General features: G+C 60.2%; 14 protein-coding genes. 5 read left to right on the forward strand and 9 right to left on the reverse strand.

What is annotated here, in order from left to right:
- The first annotated feature begins 74 nt into the window (after nucleotides 1-74).
- A complete protein-coding gene (locus AB7M22_RS17425; RefSeq protein ID WP_454187223.1) occupies nucleotides 75-1589 on the forward strand; it encodes a serine protease in 1515 nt (504 codons plus the stop codon).
- A 58-nt stretch (nucleotides 1590-1647) separates the two neighbouring features.
- Here the strand turns inward: AB7M22_RS17425 and AB7M22_RS17430 are convergent, their stop codons facing one another.
- The 5 genes from AB7M22_RS17430 to AB7M22_RS17450 all read right to left on the reverse strand — a co-directional run bounded on the left by AB7M22_RS17430 (nucleotide 1648) and on the right by AB7M22_RS17450 (nucleotide 12293).
- Nucleotides 1648-4071: a TonB-dependent siderophore receptor gene (locus AB7M22_RS17430; RefSeq protein ID WP_454187224.1), complete on the reverse strand. Its 2424-nt coding sequence runs from the start codon at nucleotides 4069-4071 to the stop codon at nucleotides 1648-1650.
- A gap of 97 nt (nucleotides 4072-4168) precedes the next feature.
- Entirely contained in the window at nucleotides 4169-5143 is a 975-nt protein-coding gene (locus tag AB7M22_RS17435; RefSeq protein WP_454187225.1) for a FecR family protein, read from the reverse strand.
- A 46-nt stretch (nucleotides 5144-5189) separates the two neighbouring features.
- Complete coding sequence (locus tag AB7M22_RS17440; RefSeq protein WP_454187226.1) at nucleotides 5190-5684, reverse strand: sigma-70 family RNA polymerase sigma factor; 495 nt, start codon at nucleotides 5682-5684, stop codon at nucleotides 5190-5192.
- A 277-nt stretch (nucleotides 5685-5961) separates the two neighbouring features.
- Nucleotides 5962-10473, reverse strand: a complete 4512-nt coding sequence (locus tag AB7M22_RS17445; protein ID WP_454187227.1) for a hemagglutinin repeat-containing protein — start codon at nucleotides 10471-10473, stop codon at nucleotides 5962-5964.
- A gap of 92 nt (nucleotides 10474-10565) precedes the next feature.
- Entirely contained in the window at nucleotides 10566-12293 is a 1728-nt protein-coding gene (locus tag AB7M22_RS17450; protein WP_454187228.1) for a ShlB/FhaC/HecB family hemolysin secretion/activation protein, read from the reverse strand.
- A 238-nt stretch (nucleotides 12294-12531) separates the two neighbouring features.
- Here AB7M22_RS17450 and AB7M22_RS17455 point away from each other — a divergent pair, with 238 nt between their 5' ends.
- On the forward strand, nucleotides 12532-13653 hold the full coding sequence (locus AB7M22_RS17455) for an HlyD family secretion protein (protein ID WP_454187229.1): 1122 nt from the start codon (nucleotides 12532-12534) through the stop codon (nucleotides 13651-13653).
- The gene (locus AB7M22_RS17460) at nucleotides 13650-15242 is read left to right on the forward strand and encodes a DHA2 family efflux MFS transporter permease subunit (protein WP_454187230.1); all 1593 of its coding nucleotides are present in this window, start codon (nucleotides 13650-13652) and stop codon (nucleotides 15240-15242) included. Before AB7M22_RS17455 ends, AB7M22_RS17460 begins: the two co-directional genes overlap by 4 nt.
- A gap of 9 nt (nucleotides 15243-15251) precedes the next feature.
- Here AB7M22_RS17460 and AB7M22_RS17465 read toward each other — a convergent pair whose 3' ends face one another.
- Entirely contained in the window at nucleotides 15252-15692 is a 441-nt protein-coding gene (locus tag AB7M22_RS17465; protein ID WP_192343253.1) for a carboxymuconolactone decarboxylase family protein, read from the reverse strand.
- A 472-nt stretch (nucleotides 15693-16164) separates the two neighbouring features.
- On the opposite strand from AB7M22_RS17465, the gene AB7M22_RS17470 reads away from it, so the two are divergent.
- Nucleotides 16165-17049, forward strand: coding sequence for an L-tyrosine/L-tryptophan isonitrile synthase family protein (locus tag AB7M22_RS17470; protein WP_454187231.1), 885 nt, complete (start codon nucleotides 16165-16167; stop codon nucleotides 17047-17049).
- Between the two features lie 33 nt (nucleotides 17050-17082).
- Here the strand turns inward: AB7M22_RS17470 and AB7M22_RS17475 are convergent, their stop codons facing one another.
- The 3 genes from AB7M22_RS17475 to AB7M22_RS17485 all read right to left on the reverse strand — a co-directional run bounded on the left by AB7M22_RS17475 (nucleotide 17083) and on the right by AB7M22_RS17485 (nucleotide 20353).
- Nucleotides 17083-18525, reverse strand: a complete 1443-nt coding sequence (locus AB7M22_RS17475; RefSeq protein ID WP_454187232.1) for a mechanosensitive ion channel domain-containing protein — start codon at nucleotides 18523-18525, stop codon at nucleotides 17083-17085.
- 207 nt (nucleotides 18526-18732) lie between these two features.
- Nucleotides 18733-19359, reverse strand: a complete 627-nt coding sequence (ycaC, locus tag AB7M22_RS17480; protein WP_030131490.1) for an isochorismate family cysteine hydrolase YcaC — start codon at nucleotides 19357-19359, stop codon at nucleotides 18733-18735.
- 127 nt (nucleotides 19360-19486) lie between these two features.
- Nucleotides 19487-20353 (reverse strand): pirin family protein, encoded by an 867-nt coding sequence (locus AB7M22_RS17485; RefSeq protein WP_454187233.1) that lies wholly within the window; start codon nucleotides 20351-20353, stop codon nucleotides 19487-19489.
- A gap of 105 nt (nucleotides 20354-20458) precedes the next feature.
- Here AB7M22_RS17485 and AB7M22_RS17490 point away from each other — a divergent pair, with 105 nt between their 5' ends.
- A complete protein-coding gene (locus tag AB7M22_RS17490; RefSeq protein WP_454187234.1) occupies nucleotides 20459-21367 on the forward strand; it encodes a LysR substrate-binding domain-containing protein in 909 nt (302 codons plus the stop codon).
- Nucleotides 21368-21410 lie beyond the last annotated feature (43 nt).

The following is a 21410-nucleotide window of genomic DNA, read 5'->3' on the forward strand; positions in this document are numbered from 1 at the left end:
TCAGATCTGACAGTAGACACGCTATCTTGTATGCAGCATGTTGAACCCTCGTCCTTTGACTGAGGGAATCGAACATGCAAATGCTCGCTGGCTTGGGATCGACCGTTGCCCTGATCGGCCTGCTCCAAGGCTGTGCATCGGTCGATTATTTTGATTGGGGCGAAGGCACCCCCAACTTTGCCCCGGCCGAGCGGCTGTCCAACGCCGAAGGGCGTTACACCCACTGGCAGGCTATCGGGCGTGTCGAGGTGGACAGCGGCATGACCTGCTCCGGTACGCTCATCGACACGCGAGATCCCGACGCATTGACACAACCGGCCTATGTGTTGACCTCAGGGCACTGCACTCACCCGAAAATAGGCGACAACGAAGTCATCGTCAATCAGCCTGCAACCGGTCGCGTGACGTTCAATTTTTTTCATGACACCCAGGCGCGAAGCCGCTCTTACGCTGTCAGCCGGATCAACTGGAGTACTCTGCGTGGCCAGGACATTTCCATCATTGAACTGGATCAGACGCTTGGGCAATTGATCAGCGATGGCATACATCCGCTGAAACTTGCCGAACACACGCTAGCGCCCGACACCGACATTTTAATCGTCGGCGCGCCGGTCAACGGTTTCATCCAGCGCATGGCGTGCAAACAGGAACACTCGGTGGCGATTCTCGAAGGTCCGTGGCGCTGGGTCGGGCAAACGAGCAACCGCTGTCTCGACGTCGTTAACGGGCTCTCGGGTTCACCGCAACTCTCACGCTACAGCAATGAAGTTGTGGGCGTATTAGGCACTACTACACGCGGCAGCGGCCGTAATCGCTGCGACAAAGGAGCACCCTGTGAAGTGGTTGATGGCACGATCGACAAGCACCCCGACACCAACTATGCCTCCGCCGCCGAAGGTCTGAACGGTTGCTTTATTGCGGGCCGCTTCAACTCGCGCCTGGGCACCTGCCCAATGGGTTCCGCCTGGTCTTTCCCCGCGTCATCGCAGTCGAGCGATTACATCAAGGTCGAACGTGACGAGCAGGGCCAGATCGTGCCCTGGCAGTGGCATCAGCCCTTTACCCTGGATGCCCCTTATTACCGATATCGCTACACGCGCACCTTGGCCGATTGCCAGACACTTGATAGCTACAGCCAGGTTCAAGTCACTCAACCGGGCGTCACCAATCAATTGAGTAGCGAACTGAAGGAGGGTGCGGGGCTGTATTTTCTTTGCCTAGTCGGCCAACAGCGCCCAACGGACGTGCCGGGCCAATGGGAGGGGCGAACCCCCAGCGTGTACTGGCGCTGGCTGATGGAAGCACCGGCACCGTTGACACCGGTCTATAAGGTTGAATTGGCAGACGGTAATGATTTTGACATCAGGGTATTTCCGGTTTCACCGGATCTCGCCCCCGATCAGTATCGCTACAAAAACGGACGGGTACAGAACGTCGACTGTGATTCAGCGCAAGGGTATCAACGAGTCTCGGCATCCACCGGGGTGTTTCATGTCTCAGCGGCCGAAGGCCCGCAGAAGGTCTGCGTCAAGGGCGCAGACCTAGCGGGCAATCCGGGGCCGATCATCGACTTCAGGATTCCCGAGTGAACACCTGAACCGGTTATCGCTGAACCGACCCATAGCCGGTTCAGCGCCATCACCGCAGTCAGAACCCGACGCTGGCCTGCACAAAGAATGTGCGTGGCGCGCCGACGTACATCCCCGAGTTGTTGTCGCTGGAGCGGGTGAAGTACTGCTTGTCGAAAATGTTCTTCACCCCGGCGCCGACTTTCAGGTTCGACAGTTGCGAGCCGAAGTCATAACCGCCACGCACGTTCCAGGTCACGTAACCCGGAATGTCGCCGTACTGGCCGTCTGCTGAACCTTCGGTGATGTAGTTGCCGCTGAAACTGCCATCAGCGTTCACCGCGGTGCCCGGCGAGCGCTGCCTGGACTGGGCAAAGGCATCGAGGTTGTAGGTCCAGCGGTTGATGTCGTAACGCAGCCCGGCGGTGGCCACCTGACGCGAGTAGAACGGTAGGTCGCGGCCCTTGAAGCCTGGAATCTCGCCTTCATAAACCGCGCGTGTGTAGGTGAAACCGGCGTTGGCGGTCAGGCCGTCGAGCCGTGGGTCCAGCGCCGCCATGTCGTAGTGCACCGAGGCTTCAAGGCCCTGGTGCGTGGTGGCGCCGAGGTTGGTCCAGCCCACATCGTTGCTGATGTATTGCAATTCTTTATCGAAGTCGATGTAGAACAGCGTCACTTCCCCGCCCCACACGTCATCGTTGTAGCGCGTACCGATCTCGTAGGTCTTGGCCTTTTCCGGGTTCAGGCCGTTGGCGGTGTTGTCACCCGAGCCACCCTGACCGAGCTGGAAATATTGCAGGCTGCCGAACGAGGTTTCGTAGTTGGCGAACAGCTTCCAGGCCTCGGACATGTGATACATCACGCTCAGGGCCGGCAGCGGTTCGTTGCTGTCGATGCTGCGGCGCTTTTCCTGCACAGGCTTGCCGACGGTGTCGAGAACCGGCCGGTCGTGCCACTCGGTGCTGATGCTTTCAAAACGGATGCCGGGGGTCACGGTCCAGTTGCCGACGTCGATCTTGTCATCGATGTACACCGCGTGGGCTTCGGTGCCGCCGGTGCGGTCCTGGAACACATGACCATCGGAAGTTTTGGTGACCACCGGCTGATTGTTCACCAGCGCCAGACGGCTCGACTCTTCATGCATGCCTTCTTTCAGGTAGCGATAACCGACGCTGGCTTCCTGAGTGGTCGGGCCCAGATCGAATACATGGGACACCCGCGGTTCGATGCCGAAGGTGTAATAAGTACGCGGATAGGAGCTGAGGGTTTTCTGGTCGCGAGCGGCGATGGTGCTGCCACGGAAGCTGTCGGAATAGTAAGTCAGCACTTCGGCCTGGGTGCGGTCGTCGATCTGCCGAATCCACTTGAAGGACACATCCTTGCGGCGGCCGCTGAAGTTGTCATGGTCACGGTCGGACTGGAACGGATCGGCGTCGTACTGCTTCTGCGTCAGGCCACCGGGCATGTCGGCGCTGGCGTCATAGTAATGGAAATTGAGGCTGAAATCGTCCTGATCGGTGGGTGCCCAATGGGTCTTGAGGATCACGTCGTCGATGTCATTGCTGTTGTTGCTTTTGCGATAACCGTTGCCGTTCACCCCGGAATACAACAGCGCCACGCCCATGCCGTTATCGGCGGTGCCTCCGAGAAACGCGGTGTCGATGTGTTTCCAGCCGCCGCGCTGGGTGGTTTCCAGGGTGGTGCCGATTTCGCCGGTGGCTTTCTCCGGGATCGCGCGGGTGACGAAGTTGATCACGCCACCGACGTTCTGCGGTCCATAACGTACCGAACCGGCACCGCGCACCACGTCGATGCTGTCGAGGTTGCCGGAGGAAATCGGCGCCATGGACAGCTGCGGTTGGCCATAAGGGGCGAAGGCGGCCGGCACGCCGTCGATCAGCACAGTGGAGCGTGGCGACAGGCGCGAGGTCAGGCCACGCACGCCAACGTTCAGGGAAATATCGCTGCCGCCGGTGCCGTTGGCGTCCTGCACTTGCACGCCGGGTACGCGACGCAATACGTCGCCGACGTTCATCGCCCCCTGCTCGACCATCGCTTCACGACGGATCACCGTGCGTGCGCCGGGATGGTTTTGCACCACAGCGGCGTCGGCATCACCGAGCCAGTCGCCGACCACTTTGATGTCGGTCACGCCCAGCTCCAGCGGGCCATTGGCGGCGGAAGTCGGGGCTGGCATCAGGGTCACCGAGCCTTCATCGATCTGGTATTGCAGACCGCTGCCTTGCAGCAATTGGCGCAAGGCTTGTTCTGGCGAGAGATTACCGTCGACTGCCGGGGCTTGTTTACCGGCCACCAGTTCCGGGCTGAAAAAAACCTGCAGCGAGGTTTGCTGGCCCAGCTGACTCAAGGCCTGGCCCAGTGGCTGCGCCTGAATATGAATGGCATCGGCGGCGAACGCCTGGGGCAGCGCCGAGCTGACCGCCAGGGCGAGAGCGAGGGGCAGCCAGGATGATTTGTTATTTTTAGCGGTGGTTTTTTTCACGTCGAACGTTGTCCTGTGGATCGCAAGAGTGTGCGGCTGTTAATGCAAACCAGTTGCAGTTGGACAAGTAGACGAAGAACTCGAAAAAAACCTGAATCTATCGGGCAATTATTTCCTGACTGCCGTCATCGAGGGTCCGTATGGCCACCGGCAGAATGCTCGGCAAGGCCTTGAGCAGTGCGTCGGTGTTGTCGGATTTGAACACACTGGTCAGGCGCAGATTGCCCACTTTGGCGCTGCCGACCGTCAGCGGTTTTTGCCGATAGCGCGACACCTCTTCGGCCACTTCGCTGAGGCTGGCATTGTTGAACACCAGTTTGCCGCTGCGCCATGCGGTCAGTTCTGCAGGGTTGACCGCATAAGCGGCAGCGACAAAGCCTTGGGCATCGACGCGAGTGCCGAGGCCGGCGGTGAGGCTGATGGAATCAGCGCCGTTACCTTGAACCTTGACCGTGCCCTGCTCTACGACGACGCGGGTTTCGGTGCTGTCGCGACGCACGTCGAAACGGGTGCCGGTGACCGTGACCTTGCCGCTGCCCGCCTCGACCACGAACGGTCGGCTGCTGTCGTGCTCGACGCTGAACATCGCCTCGCCTTGCGTCAACTCGATGCCGCGACGATCTTTTTCATAGCGCACCTGCACCCGGCTGCGGCTGTTCAGATCGATCACCGAACCGTCCGGCAACGCCACATGACGACGCTCGCCAAGGGCCGTGGAATATTCAGCCGTGTAGGTCGCCGGATGGTCCAAGCCACTGAACAGCCCCAGGCCGAGCGCCACCGCCAACACACTGGCGGCCACGGCATAACGCACCAGCGGATGACGTGTGCGGCGCGCCGGCGGGGTTTCACACAAGGCGTGCAAACGCTTGGCCGGCAGCAGATCGGCTGCCGCCCACAGGCCCTGGAGCATTTGATATTCGTCGCGATGCTGAGGGTGTTCGTCCAGCCAGATCTCGAAGGCTCGCCGGTCTTCGGCGTTGACGGCAGGTTCCTGCAAACGCACAAACCACCGCGCCGCGTCGTCACGAACCGTTGTTTGCCCGCACGCACAATCACGAGTATCCATCATGGAAAGTCCTGTTGAGCTGGGGATAAGAAGGCGCGGCGAATCATGGTTATAACCCGTCCAGGCGATCACGCAGGTGCCGCAGGGTGCGGATCATATACTTTTCCACCATGTTCTTGGACAGCCCCAGGCGTTCGGCGATTTCGGCCTGGGTCAGGCCTTCGATCTTCTGCCAGACGAACACCTTGCGACAGTTGACCGGCAGCTCGGTGAGCGCCCGTTCGATGGAATCGGCCAACTGGATCGCGTGCATGAAATGCTCCGGGTCGCCGGACGACGACACACTGTGATCGATCGCCTCGGACTCCATGGCACTGCGCCGGTCCTCACGCCGATAACCGTCCACCGCAATGTTGCGCGCGGTCTGGTGCAGATACGCCCGAGGTTGTTGCACCGCCGCCGAATCGGACTCAAGCACCCGCACGAAGGTGTCGTGGGCCAGGTCCTCGGCCTGCTGACGATTTCTCAGACGACGGGTCCAGGTGCCGATCAACTCTTCGTAATGCTCGAAAAAGCCGTGTCTGCGGGGCAGCTTGGGGGTCATTGCGGTGTGCTGTGGGGAGGAGGCGTGAATAGTAATGCTTCCTATTAACTGGAAGCAATGGATTCCACTTGCAGGGTAAACCGAGCGTTGGATAACCTCACCCCATCAGAATAGGTGATCCCACGGTAGATCTTCTGTGAACACAAAATATGTGTACGACGGTACTCCATTGTGGGAGCGGGCTTGCTCGCGAAGGCGGTGTATCAGGCAACACTATGTCGACTGACCCACCGCCTTCGCGAGCAAGCCCGCTCCCACAGGGGGATGCATGTGGGGCTTAGATGTTTTTCTCGTCGATCCCGGCCTGTAGCGATTGGCTATCGTAATGACCACCCACGGTCACGGGGCCGAGTTTGACGCTGTGCTCCCCAGCGGCGGAAACGTCGGGTTTACTGCCCTCGGTTTGCGGTTTTTCTGGCAGATCGAGTCCAGCCTTGACCCCGTAATCGCGGTTACTCAGGTCGGTGGTGCTGACCTTGGAGCCCGCTAAGTCCACGCGACCTTCAGATGAAGCGATCCGCGCGCCGGTCAGCTGCGTTGCACCGCCAACCTTGAGATTCACGCCTTGTGTGCCGTTGATGCCAGAGGCCTGGTTGACGCTGTCCTTATGAGCGTAGCTGGCATCCAGTTTCAGGGTCGGCTTGTAGTCCGTCCCGCTCGGCTTGCTGTTGTCGGCCACTTTGTCCTTGTCGACTGGCGCTGCTTTCTTGCCGGTCAAACCGAGGTCAACATCGACCTTGGCACTGGTTTGGCTGTCTTGACGGCTTTCCACGGTCAGGTCGCCACCGACCTTGCCGCTGACCGTCGCCGCATCGATCCGTGCGCCCGCAAGATGAGCATCACCTGCACTGTTCAACACCACGCTGTCAGCCTTGATCTGACTGTTCTGCTGAGTCGTGCCTTGCAGGTAATCCACGCCCACCTTGGCCCCGGCATTGAAGCCATGATCACTCTTGGCCACGTCTTTTTCGTTGGTGGCCGTCGGTGTGCTGTTGCTCAGATTACCGCCGGCATTCAGGGCGACGTTCCAGTTCGTGCGATTTTGCGTGGACTGGGCCGACTCCTGATAGACCCCGCCGCTCTGCGCATCAAGGGCAACGTTCGGCGCGCTGACCTGAGTGCCTTGCAGATGGATTGAATCGCCGCTGAGTTGAATCTTGTCCTGGCTGTTGAGCTTGCCGCCAGTCAGGGTCTGGCTGCTTTCATTGACCCGACCGATGTTGAAGTTGGCGCTCAGGTTGCCACCCTGATCGAGGCTTTTCTCGGTGCTGGTTCTGCTGCCGCCCACCTTCAAACCACCACCGAGATTGCTGCCGGTGGCGCGATGGGTGTCGGTGGCCGCTTGCAGGTCGAGTTTGCCGCCGGCCTTCAGGTCGATGGCTCCGTCGGTATCGACTGTCGTCCCTTGCAGGATCTGGTCGCCGCCGCTGCTCAATTGCACCGGGCCTTTGCCCTCGATACTTGCCACGCGAGCCTGGCTGTCCCGGGTTTGATTGCCTTTGTGATCGAGCTGGAAACCGGCGCCGAGGTTGACGTTAGTGCCATCGGTGCCAGGCGCGGTGCCGACGCTCAGCGAACCATTGCCACGCAGGCTGGCGCTGTCGTTGCTCTGGCGGTCATTGGCCTGATTCAACGCCAGCTCACCGCCGGTTTTAATCGAAACACCGCCCTGCCCGCCATCGAAATGGCTGCCTTCAAACTGGCCGTCATTACGCAGGTTGATGTTCACGCCTTGGTTACCGGCATAGCCGCCGACCACCGCCGTGGAGCTGTCCTTACGCGTCTGGCTGCTGCCACCCGCGCCACTGCCGGCGACGTTCACGTCTTCACCGGTTTTGGTGTAGACCCGCACGTCAGTCTTGGCATCCAGCGCCTGATCGGTGCTGCCGTGGGTATTGCTCGCGGCGCTCGCCACCAACGTGTCGGCACTGATGTTCACTTTGCCCGCACTCGCCTGGTACTGAGTGCCCTGATCCTGCAACGTGCCGGCGACATTCACGTCCACCGTGCCGCCCTTGAACTGACTGACCACGGCGTTGCTGTTTTGCCCGGTATGGCTGCTGTTCTGATGACCGATCGCCACGTCGATGCCGACATTCGGCTGGCCGAGGTTGGCCAGTGCGTCCTTGTCCGGCACCTTGCCGTTCAGTACGCCTTCGACGGCTTTGGCGATCGGCCGGGCGATGTCTTTGTATTCGACGTTGGCCCCGATGTCTGCCGACCAGTTGCTCTCTGTATGAGTGCTGCTGTCGGTGTTGCTCGCGGCCCGATTGTCGACCTTGGTGGCGGCGACATCCAGACCTTTGCCGGCATCAAGACGCGCGCCTTCAGTGGTGAGTTTGCCGGTGTTGATATTCAGGTTGCCGCTGCTTTGGACGTTGGTGGTTTGTGCGATGGTTTTGTTCGTGGTGTCCTGGGACGTGCTGTGGGTGAAGTCCACTCCGCTGCCGGCACGATCGAGGCCGCCGGTGTAGTAGAAGCCGCCGCTGGTATTGGTGGTGTCCGTCGACGTGCTGTGGCTGTCCTGCTCGGCCAGCAGCGACACGTTTTTACCGCTCAGGGTCGCGTCGCCGTTTGTAGCTTTGACCTCGGCACCTTTAAGGGTCAGATCACCGCCCGCCGCCAGTTGCACGTTGGCGCCGCTGAGGCTGGAGCCTTGTTGGCTGACATCACGGGTACTCGCGGTTTGCTGCTTGTCTTCGTAATGCACGCCGGCGCGGTACTGCCCGGCGCCCGGGGTGTTTTCTTTGGCATAGGCATCGAAGCCACGGGTTTCGGTAGTGTTGCCGGACTCATGGGTGTTCTGCGCGGAATGCACATTGACATCCCCTGCTGCCTCGGCGCTAAGGGTGCCGCCAGCCTTGACCGTAGAGCCGGCCACTTCGATGTCTTTGGCGCTTTTGAGCTTGAGGTTGCTGTCGGAAGTCAGCTCGCTGCGCACCGTGGTGCTGTCCTTGGCGTTCTGACGGGTTTCATCCTTGGTGATGCCGAAAAACTTGCTGTCCTTGTCGTGGCTGTTGGCATGGGAGGTGTCTTGCACGCCATCGATGATCAGCGAGCCTTTGTCGCTGATCACGCTGGCCTCGCTGCCGCCGCGCACCTGACTGCCACTGATGCGCACATCGTCGGCCTTGACGATCAGTTTGCCGCCGGCATTGACCTTGCTGCCCTGGTTCAGGGTTTTGCCCTGATCCGCGTCGCCGGTCTTGCCGAAGAAGCCGCCGCCCACCAAGTCACCGGAATAACGGTTGTCGCTGTTGCGCTGGGTGCGGCTGGCGCTGGTGATCTCGACCTGTTTACCGGCGAGCTGGATATCACCCTTGCTGCTCAACTCCGCGCCCTCGGTACGTAACAACGCCGCCGTGGCCAAAGCGATATTGCCGCCCTTCAACTGTGTGGTGATGCTGCGCTGCTCTTCGTTGCTGGTGTCCCAGTTGGCTTTCCACAGGTGTTTGCGATGGTTGCCCTGATCGGTTTGGGTGTGGCTTTCGGTGGCGGCGGTCAGGCGCAGATCACCGCCACTCTGGACGTTGAGGGTGTTGGCGGCTTCGACCTTGGCCGCCTTGAGTTCGGTGTTGCCACCAGACGACAACTGCGCGTCACGGCTGGCGAGAATCTGGCTGCCGTGCTGGCGCGAGTCGCTGTCGGTCTGGGTCCGGTCGTAGGTTTCCCAGGTGATGCCGATGGTGCTGTTGTTCCAGTTTTCGCGCTTCTCTTGAAGCTTGCGGCTTTCGACGGTGGTCAAGGTCAGGTCGCGTTTGGCGTCGACCTTGACGTCACGACCACTGACGTCGGCGGCAGCCAGCAGCAGATCCTTGGCGCTGTGCAGACCGACATCGCCCTGACTGCTGCGCACGCCGGCGCGGACCACATCGAGGCTGTCGGGAACGGCCTGACCGCTGATGCTCAGGTCACCGGCGGAACGAATCTGCACACCCTCACGACCGTCGACTTGCACCGGGCCGACCCGCACGCCTGCGCCCTCAGCGGTGCTGACGATGTTGATGCGCCCAGCCTGCATCGCACCGAACAGGCTGGCGTCGATGCGTTGGTCTTGAGTGTTGCCGGCCGGGTCCACGGTTTTCACCTGGCCGCTGGCGTAATCCACCTGGTTGCGGCCAACGGTGAGGTTCAACTGATCCCGGGCGCTCAGGTTGCCCTGGCTGTCGATGCGTGGGGCAATCAGGTTGACCGAGCCTTCGCGGTTTTGCAGGCCCGCGCCTTGAATCTGCAAGGTGCCGCTGGCGTCGCGGGTGCTGAGGGCTTGCAGCTTGCCGTCGTTCAGTTCGGGACGACCGACCACCAGATTGGCGTTCGGGGTGTTGATGAAACTGCCGCCATTCACCGAAATCCCGTTGGGGTTGGCCAACACGTAATCGGCGGATTTACCGAAGATTTCCTGGGCACCGTTGAGGGCCGACGGGTTGCGGCTGATCACTTCATTGAGGATCACACTCGCGGCCTGCCCCTGAAATTGCGGGTTGGCTGCCAGTTGCCCGGCGAGTTGCGACTGGCCGGCTTGCAGCGCGTTGTTCAGCACCAGGCCCTGGCGGTCGACGTTGTAGTCCAGGAACTGGTTATGGGACAGGCCGGAACCATTAGGCGCAACGATGTTGACGATGGGCACGCCGCCCTGGGTTTGCAATTGCGCGGTGCCGCCGGGGCCTGGCGCAACCACTACGCCCCCTGCCAAAGCATTGGGCAGGTGAGCAATCAGGAACAGGCTGGCAATCGCCCAGCGCAGTTTGCCCCGTGGGGAAAGATGAAACGCAAATGTCTGTGCAGGCATAAAAACCTCTCAATTAAAGTGCGGCATCACGTTGCGCGCTGAGTTGTTGGCCGTGGCTGTGGCGCTCAGGTCCGACGGCTGTTTGTTGGTGTTCATATCTGCAACCCCACGCGCATCAGCCAGGTCTCTGGCTCATGTTGCAAACCGCTGGGGGTGTTGAGGCTGCGTTGGTAATCGACGTCGACTTGCAGTTTTTTCCAGTTCAGATTGACCCCAGCGCTGGCGCCGCTCAGGCGTTGCCCTTGAGCGCCGTGGTCGGCCTTGATCCAGCCATTGTCCAGACCCAGCCGCGGGGTGATCTGCACTGGCAGAGCGCTGCGCAATGGCAGGCGCAGGGTATTGCGCCAGATCGCGCCGCTGGCACCGGACGCACTGCTGACCCGATAGCCACGCACCGCGGAATCGTCGGTGCCCAGCAATTGCTCGATGGCCGGCAGCGGATCAGGGCTGTACTGCACGTTGAACTGGCTCTGCCATTGCCAGGCCTGCTGGCCGAACTGGCCGTTGCGCCACTGGCTGAGGCCGGCGCGGTATTTGCGAAACTGCGCTTTGGGCAGGTTGTTGACCTGGCGCTGGGCATCGTCATCGGCACCGAGCCAGCGCAAGCCCTGGGCGTAATTGATGTCCAGGTTCCACACCGCGCTGTTGAGCCAGAACAGATTCAGCCCGGCTTCGGCCACGGTCAGGGTCGGGCTCTGGATGCCCAGGCGAATGTTTTCCAGATAACTGTCGACGTCCTTGTGGGCCAGTTGCAGGTTGGCGCTCAGTTGATGGCTTTGATCGCGCCACAGCACTCGGTCGGCGCGCAGGCTCAGTTGATCGGTGATGCCGGTGCTGTGGAACGTCAGCGTGCTGAGTTTGAACGGCGCACGGTATTCGGCGTGGCTGGCGAACAGGCTGTAGGTCCAGTAACCGTAGGGAATGGCGTAGTACAGGCTGGCGTTGCGACTGTAGCGGTCGCCCTGATTGAGGGTGTCGCTGACGTTCAGATTGAGCGCGTCGTTGAGCTCCAGCGGGCTGTCCAGGCTCAGGTTCAAGGTGTCGCGATCGCGCCCGGTGCTGGCGCTGCCGAGGTTGTCCACGCCCAGGCCCAACGCCCAACGCGACTGCCCGTGGGTGCGCGAACGCAGGATGAGCCGAGAGGCACCGGGTTGGCTGCCGGGGGCGATGTCGGCGGTCAAATCCACGGAGCGCAAACGGTTCAACTGATCCAGGCCTTGCTCCAGGTCCCGCAGGTTCAACGGCTTGCCGAGCATTCCGGGAAACGCACCGCCCAAGGACACCGGCAGGCTCTGGTCGGCCAGCTCGATAGACTCGACGTAGCCTTCATCGACCACGATATCCAGCGACTGCCCCGCCGCTGGCGCGCTGCGCAGGTATGGACGACTGGCGATGTAACCCGCCTCGACATACAGGCCGGTGATGGTCGCCAGCAGATGGTTGATCTGACCGACGCCCATGCACGACGACAGCTGCGGTTTGATTCGCTCATTGAGTGTCTGGCTGCTGATCAGCGTCACGCCGCCAATACGCGTTCCACTCAGGGGCCAGCAGCGCTCATCGGCAGGCACCGTGGCAGGAACGACAGGCGTGACCGGCGCCGCACCGAAACTGCCGCGCTCCAGTTGCCGGCGGCGCTGTTCCAGTTGCAGTTGTTGCAAGTCGCGCTGTTGCTGTTGCTGCTGGCGCAGCACTTCCTGGCCTGGAGCGGAGGGCTCGGCCGCCTGGAGCGAGGAAGCACTCAGGCTCAGCAGCAAGGCCGACAACAGCGTGCAAGGCGTGGGACTACGGCGAGGAACAGCGCAAAACGAATACGGCACTCAACATCCTTGCGGTCATTAAATGGCTTAATGCCACTCCATTAATGCGAGTGATAGTCAGATCGTTCCTACGCAAATGCAAGACGCGTCCTACAACGCTTACATTTCTTAAACAATTGGTCAGGTTTCTTTCCACCGACGCCAACTGACGATCGGTAGCAGAAACCAATTGCCACAAAATATTACCTACGTCATATTACGCGCGTAATAACGCTTCGTTTCTCACAGGTATTTCTCCATGACCAGCATGCCCAGCCTTGAACCCGACCTTGCTGTTGCGGTGAACCCACCCAAGCCTCCCCTGCTCAAACGGCTGGTTTTGCTGACAGCGGCCATCGCGGCCCTGGTGTTCATCGGGCTGTACGCGACCCATTGGTGGACCGCCGGGCGTTTCATCGAAGAAACCGACGATGCCTACATTGGCGGCGACGTCACGGTGATCGGGCCGAAGGTTGCGGGGTATATCGAAGAAGTGCTGGTCACCGACAACCAGAGGGTCAAGGCTGGCGATGTGTTGATCCGGCTCGACGCCCGTGACTATCGCGCCAACCTGGCCAAGGCCGAAGGTGCAGTGGCTGCCGAAGAAGCGTTACTCGCCAACCTCGACGCCACCGAACAACTGCAACACGCAGTGATCGGCCAGGCCCGCGCCGGCATCGATGCCGCCGGCGCCGAAACCGCCCGTTCGCGGGATGACAATGCACGCTACAAAAAACTGGTCGGCAGCAATGCCGTCTCGGTGGAAAGCGCACAAAGGGCCGACGCCACCTTCAAGACTGCACAGGCGCAGAGTGCCCGGGCCCAGGCCGAATTGCTGGCCGCGCAACGCCAATTGAACGTGATCGAAACCCAGAAGCAGCAAGCGCGCGCCGCGTTGATCCAGGCGCGGGCCGAGCGTGATCTGGCGCAATTGAACGTCGGTTACACCGAGTTGAAAGCCCCCGTCGACGGCGTGATCGGCAATCGTCGGGCACGGGTCGGCGCTTACGCTCAAGCCGGTTCGCAACTGTTGTCGGTGGTGCCGGCCAGCGGACTCTGGGTCGATGCCAATTTCAAGGAAGATCAGCTGTCGCGGATGACGCCAGGCCAGCGCGTGATCGTTCATGCGGACGTGCTCAAGGGACGTGAATTCCACGGTCATCTGGACAGCCTCGCGCCGGCCAGTGGTTCGCAGTTCAGCGTGCTGCCACCGGAAAACGCTACCGGCAATTTCACCAAAATCGTCCAGCGGGTGCCGGTGCGAATCCTGCTCGACCCGGCCGACGGCGTGCTCGGTCATCTGCGCCCCGGCCTGTCGGTGACAGCCGAAGTGGACACTCGCGCCGAACCTGAAACACCGACCGTGGCCAGCGCGCCATGAACCGCGCCCTCGCCGCCCCCGCGCAGCCGTTCAATGCCGCCAACATGGCGACGGCGACCAAGGTGTTTGCCTTCGCCACGATGTGCATCGGCATGTTCATTGCGCTGCTGGATATCCAGATCGTCTCGGCGTCGCTGCGTGACATCGGCGGCGGGCTCTCGGCCGGCACCGACGAAACCGCGTGGGTGCAAACCAGTTACCTGATCGCCGAAATCATCGTGATTCCACTGTCGGGCTGGCTGTCCCGGGTGTTCTCGACCCGTTGGTTGTTCTGCGCCTCGGCGGTGGGTTTCACCCTGGCCAGCCTGCTCTGCGGTGCGGCCTGGAACATCCAGAGCATGATCGCCTTCCGTGCCCTGCAAGGGTTTCTCGGTGGTTCGATGATCCCGCTGGTATTCACCACAGCGTTCTTTTTCTTCACCGGCAAACAACGGGTGATCGCCGCCGCGACCATCGGCGCCGTGGCCTCGCTGGCACCGACGCTGGGGCCGGTGATCGGTGGCTGGATCACCGACATTTCGTCCTGGCACTGGCTGTTCTACATCAACCTGGTGCCGGGGATTTTCGTTGCGGTGGCGGTGCCGATGCTGGTGAAAATCGACCAGCCGGAATTGTCGCTGCTCAAGGGCGCCGACTACCTGAGCATGCTGTTCATGGCGGTGTTTCTCGGCTGCCTGGAATACACCCTCGAAGAAGGCCCGCGCTGGAACTGGTTCAGCGACAGCACGATTCTGACCACCGCCTGGATCAGCGGCCTGGCCGGATTGGCCTTCATTGATCGAACCCTGCACGTGGCCAATCCGATCGTCGATTTGCGTGCCTTGAAAGACCGCAACTTCGCCCTCGGCTGTTTCTTTTCATTCGTCACGGGGATCGGCCTGTTCGCGACGATTTACCTGACGCCACTGTTTCTCGGCCGGGTGCGCGGTTACGGCGCGCTGGACATTGGCCTGGCGGTTTTTTCCACCGGGGTGTTCCAGATTCTGGCGATTCCGCTGTACGCCTTTCTGGCCAACCGCATCGACCTGCGCTGGATCATGATGACCGGCCTTGGGCTGTTCGCCTTATCGATGTGGGATTTCAGCCCGATCACCCATGACTGGGGAGCTAAAGAATTGATGCTGCCGCAAGCCTTGCGCGGGATCGCTCAACAACTGGCAGTGCCGCCGGCGGTGACCCTGACCCTCGGCGGGTTGGCACCGGCGCGGCTCAAACATGCTTCGGGGTTGTTCAACCTGATGCGCAACCTCGGCGGCGCGATGGGTATCGCCGCGTGCGCCACGATCCTCAATGACCGCACCAACCTGCACTTCACAAGGTTGGCGGAGAACCTCAACAGCACCAACGAAGCACTCAATCAGTGGCTGTCCCAGGTCGGCCATAACTTCGCCGCCCTCGGCCAGAGCGGTGACGCCGGCGTCACCGCCAGCCTGCGTCAGCTGTGGCTGTTGACCTACCGCGAAGCGCAGACGCAAACCTACGGCGACGCCTTTTTGATGATCATGGTCTGCTTCATCCTCGCCACGGCGATGGTGCCCTTGATGCGCAAGGTACAACCACCGGCCGCGCCGAGCGCTGATGCGCATTGAGCCCGATTTTTACTCTTGAGGCATTTTGCGGAAACCCACGGCCAGCCGATTCCAACTGTTGATGGTGGAAATCGCCACGGTCAGGTCGACCATTTCCTTGGGGCTGAACTCGGCGCTGAGCAGCGCATAGTCTTCGTCCGGGGCGTGGGTCAGGCTCAGTTGGGTCAAGGATTCGGTCCAGGCCAGCGCGGCGCGCTCGCGATCAGTGAAGAACGGTGCCTCGCGCCAGGCCGTCACGGCAAACAGCCGGCGTGGCGTTTCCCCACCCTTGATGGCATCGGCGGTGTGCATGTCGATGCAGAAGGCACAGCCATTGATCTGTGAAGCGCGCAGCTTGACCAGTTCGATCAGCGATTTTTCCAGCGGCAGCTTCGAGACGGCGGCTTCCAGGGCCATCATGGCTTTCAGGCCGTCCGGGGAGGCGGTGTAGAAATCGATACGAGGTTGCATGGTGGAACTCCAGTAGGTGGGGTTGACGCTACGTTAATCCCCCGAGCCCACCTGCCAAATAGCCAATATTGCAAAAGTCGAGGAGGCCATTGGGCGCCGTGAAAAAATAACCTGCGGCTTGAGAACTTCCAGAGCCCGGCCCGCGCCACTTAATTGCACTCAGGCCAGGACGCCTTGGCAACAATGAACAGCCGGCAGCTAGCGACGCAACGCCTCAAGCGTAATAAACGAAAACAAATCCCCGCACATCCCCATCTCGCCAACTAAATCAATAACGTTACACTCCAGAGGCAATTCGTCTCATCAAACTTCAATATTTTTATAAGGAAAAATTCGAATGGACTCGAATACCGACCACCCCTTGCCTGTCGCAAGTTTTTTGCCACTGCCTGAACATGAACAAACAGCCAGAAGTATTCTTAGAATTATCTACCGACAACGCCGGCTGATCGAGGAGCATGACCGCTGCCTGATGTTCCCCTGCAAAGTTTGCCTGCAACTGCACATTCACAAGATCGTTGCCTCGATGGAGCAAGGCGCCCCCATCCGCTTTATTCTGCCCGCCTTCCCCGCCAAGTCGCCCAATCTGTCAAAGGTCCTGGGCTCCGCTCCCGACCTTGGTGAACACCTTAGCCTGCAGCAACTCAACGAGTTGTGCCTGAAAATCACCGCAGTCTATCCCCCCGGCGCGAACATCATCATCTGCTCGGATGGTCGGGCCTTTTCTGACTGCGTGGGGGTTCGAGATGAAGAGGTGACCCACTATGGACAGGCCATACGCCATATCCTGGACGAGCATCACCTGGACAACATTCAACTGTTCAACCTTGAGGACCACTTCAACAGCCATAACTTCGAGCATATTCGCCAGCAACTTGTCGAACTCTACGGTCGTCCCTTGGAAACCTTGAAGGCCGCCGTTAAAACCGATCCGGAAACCGCCAACCTGTTTAACGGCATTCACCGCTTTATGTTTACGGATCTCAAGTTCCGCAAACCGGACTGCAGTAAAAACAAACTCAAAGAAGAATCCAAGGCGCTCGCTTATCAGGTGATCATTCGCAGTAACGCCTGGAGTGCATTGGTGGAAGAAGTGTTTCCCGAAGCCATTCGCCTGTCGATCCACCCTCAGCCACCGCACAGTAAAAAGATCGGCATCAAGCTGATGGATTGCGACAACATCTGGCGCACACCGTGGCATGGAGCAGTGCTGGACGACGGCCAGAAATACCGATTGATGTCCCGGGCTGACATCGAGAAACTGCCGGTCAACCTGGTCTATCAGAATGGCCGGCCGTTCTACTATGTCCTGCGTCGCTACGCCAACACCCAGCCAGCGCAAGCAACCGAAGACTGATAGGCCCCATCGCCCGCCGATGCAATCAGCGTGTCAAGTGTGGCTACGCAACCACTGCAAAAAGCCCTTTTTCGCCACTACCTTCGGCACTTCCTGAGCAAAGGTCTGAGCCTTGTGCAAACGGAAATCGAGCAGTGTCTTCATCGCTTCGCTGATGTCATGCCGCGCCTCCAGGCACGGTTTGAGGTATTCCTTTTCGATCCGGTACAAACTGCAAAAAGTCTTGGCGCTGATGTCCGCCGGCACTGACGAGTCTGACAGTATCCCGGCCTCGCCAATCACCTCTCCCGGGCCCATGCGCCCGGATTCGAACTTGACCCCGCCACGGCTCAGCTCCACCGATACCACGCCTGATTCGATGATGAACAAATGATCGCTGACCTCCCCCGCCGACAAGATCATTTCCCCGGCGCGGAAGGTTTGCAGGGTCATGTTCTGGCTGAAGGATTCTTTCTCCTCCTGACGCAGAGTCGAGAAAATGCTCGAGCTTTCCAGCAGTGCCAGCGGCCGTGACAGGACAGCGGGCGTGTTGGGCTCGGTGCTCGACAGCAAGTTGATACCCGATGCCTGCAAGTGCCGGAATGCCAAGTCGAACAGCTGATTGCGCACCGTGCGCTTCTGATCCATAGAGACCACGAAACCGCTGATTTCGTATTCCGCGCCGGTGCCGCAGGAGGTTTTCAACGTCACACTCGCCGCTGGTTTGTTCAACAGAAGGCGACAGCCCTGCATGGCCCGCTCCAGTGCATCGATCACCTTTTGCGGACGAGCGTGGGGGCTCACTTGCAAGCTGATCGATACACCAAAAATGTCACTGGGCCGGCTGAAGTTGATGATCTTGGCCTTGGCCGCCAGGGAGTTGGGAATCACCGCCATGCTGCCTTGCGCGGTTTGCAGGCGCGTGGCGCGCCAGTCAATGTCGATGACCCGGCCTTCGGTGCCGTCGATGGAGATCCAGTCATCCAGTTGATAGGGTTTGGTGGTGTTCAGGACGATCCCGGAGAACACGTCGCTGAGGGTGCTTTGCAAAGCCAGGCCGACAATGATCGCCAACGCGCCGGACGTTGCCAGCACGCCTTTGACTGGCAGATCGAGAACGTACGCCAGGGCGGCGATGATCGCGATCAGGAAAATCACTGCGCCGAGCAGATCCTGCAACAAGCGTCCGGTGTGCCCGACCCGTTGCATCATCCCCACGCCGATCAACACCGTCAGGGTGCGCGCGCCGAACAGCCACCAGCCAATTTGCAAACCGGTCGCCGCCAGGTGCAATGGCACATTGTCGGCCCAGGGCGCCGGCTCCATCGGGTTCAAGCCTTCGTTGAACAGCAGCATGCTGAACAGCGAGAAAATCACCAGCCGCACCGCCAGTTTCCAATTACTGCCGCTGGCTGCGATCAAACGCCACAACACCAGATCAATCAGAATCAGGATAAACGCGCAGAACAACGGATGATCGGTGAGCAGTGACAGCATCAAGCAACTCCAGCAAGGGCCAATGGCGCGAAGATCTCACAAACTGGACACAGTGTAGGAGCAATTGATGTCTCCAGAACAACACAAAACACTGTGGGAGCGGGTTTGCCCGCGATGGCAATTGATCAGTCATTGTGATGTTGACTGATCGATCGCTATCGCGGGCAAGCCCGCTCCCACAGGTTATGTGTGTATGTGCTGTCAGGTTTACTTGGCGTTAGTCAGGGTGTTGTAGCTGGTCATCAGGTTGCGGTAGTCCGGGATGTGGTTGGAGAACAAAGTCGCCAGGCCTTCCACGTCGTTGCGCCAGTCGCGATGCAGTTCACAGGCCAGGCCGAACCAGGTCATCAGTTGGGCGCCAGAGGACGACATGCGATCCCACGCTGATTGACGGGTCAGTTCATTGAACGTGCCGGAAGCATCGGTCACCACGAACACCTCAAAACCTTCGGCCAGGGCCGATAGCGCCGGGAACGCCACGCAGACTTCGGTCACCACACCGGCGATGATCAGTTGTTTCTTGCCAGTGGCCTTGATCGCCTTGACGAAGTCTTCGTTGTCCCAGGCATTGATCTGGCCTGGGCGAGCGATGTACGGCGCATCCGGGAACAACTCCTTGAGTTCCGGTACCAGCGGGCCGTTGGGGCCGGTTTCGAAACTGGTGGTCAGAATCGTTGGCAGCTTGAAGTACTTGGCCAGGTCGGCCAGGGCCAGCACGTTGTTCTTGAAACGGTCCGGATCGATGTCGCGCACCAGAGAAAGCAGGCCCGCCTGGTGATCGACCAGCAGAACGGCGGCGTTATCCTTGTCGAGACGTTTGTAGGAAGTAGTCATGGGGTAATCCTCGCTTTTTATCGATGCCGAACGGGCCGGCGGAAGTGAACTCTGATTTTTCGTTTAAACGTGGCCAGGCAAGCGTAGTCAGCCAAACCCGGCACGCCACAGCGCTACAACAATGATTTCAATCACTCATCCGGCCAAAGCGTCCCGACTGGAAGTCGGCAAAGGCTTGGTGAATTTCTTGCTCGGTGTTCATCACGAACGGACCGTGGCCAACAATGGGCTCGTCAATCGGCTCGCCACTTAACAGCAACACCACGGCGTCGTTATTGGCTTGCAGACTGAGCTGATCACCGTCGCGCTCGAACAACGCCAACTGCCCTTCTCGCACCAGTTCCACACCGTTGACCTGAACCGTGCCGCGCAGCACCACCAGTGCGGTGTTGCGCCCTTCGTGCAGATCCAGGGTCAGCAACTTGCCGGCGTTCAAGCGAACGTCCCACACGTCGATCGGCGTGAAAGTGCGCGCCGGGCCGCGATGGCCTTCGAACTCACCGGCGATCAAGCGCAGGCTGCCAGTGTTGTTCTTCAGTGGAATTCTCGGAATGTCAGCGTCGAGAATTGTCTGGTAACCGGGCTCGGCCATCTTGTCCCTGGCCGGCAGGTTGACCCACAGCTGCACCATTTCCAGGGTGCCGCCGCTCTTGGCGAAACCTTCGGAGTGAAACTCTTCATGAACAATCCCCGAAGCCGCAGTCATCCATTGCACGTCGCCGGGGCCGATCTTGCCGCCGCTACCGGTAGAGTCGCGGTGTTCCACTTCGCCCTTGTAGACGATAGTCACGGTTTCGAAACCGCGGTGCGGATGCTGACCAACGCCACGACGCTCGGTGGTCGGGGTGAATTCGGCAGGGCCGGCGTGATCCAGCAGCAGAAACGGGCTGATGTGTTTGCCCAGGTTGTCGTAGGAAAACAGTGTGCGAACCGGAAAACCGTCGCCGACCCAGTGAGGTCGTGGGCTGGTGTAGATACCGATGATGTTTTTCATCTTTTCCTCCAAATTTGTTGTGTGACGCGATGGACAAAGATTAAAACCGGGGCCTTTGGTGCGCTAGACTGCAAAAATCGGCCTTAGCGTTCTATTTGGAGAACGATGGTGGAAGACCTCAACACCCTGTACTACTTCACCCAAGTGGTGGAGCACCGCGGTTTCGCCCCGGCCGGACGCGCTCTGGACATGCCCAAATCCAAGCTCAGCCGACGTATTGCCGAGCTCGAAGAACGCCTCGGCGTGCGCCTACTGCACCGCAGCAGCCGGCATTGCTCGCTGACCGAAATCGGCCAGGCCTATTACCAGCGTTGCCTGGCCATGCGAGTCGAAGCCGAAAGCGCCGCCGAACTGATCGAACGCAATCGCTCCGAACCCCAGGGCCTGGTGCGCATCAGTTGCCCGACCGCGCTGCTGAACACCTGGGTCGGGCCGATGCTGACCCGCTACATGCTCAAATACCCGTTGGTGGAGTTATTCATCGAAAGCACCAACCGCCGGGTCGACCTGATCCACGAGGGGTTCGATATCGCGCTGCGCGTGCGCTTTCCGCCGTTGGAAAACACCGACATGGTGATGAAGGTGCTGGGCAACAGCACCCAATGCCTGGTGGGGAGTCCGGCATTTGTGCAGCGCTTGTCGTCACCGGCCACGCCGGCTGATCTCAGCGGTCTGCCGAGCGTGCATTGGGGTGGCGCGCAGCGTGAATATCAGTGGGAATTGTTCGGTGCCGATGGCGCCAGCGCGCTGATTCGTCATACCCCGCGAATGGTCACCGACGACTTGCTGGCCTTGCGTCACGCGGTGCTCGCCGGCATCGGTATCGCCCACCTGCCGAGTGTGGTGGTGCGCGATGAAATTGCCGCCGGCCAACTGGTTGAGCTGGTGCCGGGCTGGACACCCAAGTGCGGAATCGTGCACGCGATCTTCCCCTCACGACGCGGATTGTTGCCGTCGGTGCGGACCTTGATCGACTTTCTGGGCGAGGAATTCAGCCATAGCGATATTGCTTAGGCGGGTTAAAACCCGACACCGAGTCGTGGCTATCGCGAGCAGG

Source organism: Pseudomonas sp. ADAK2 TE3594 (assembly GCF_053628675.1).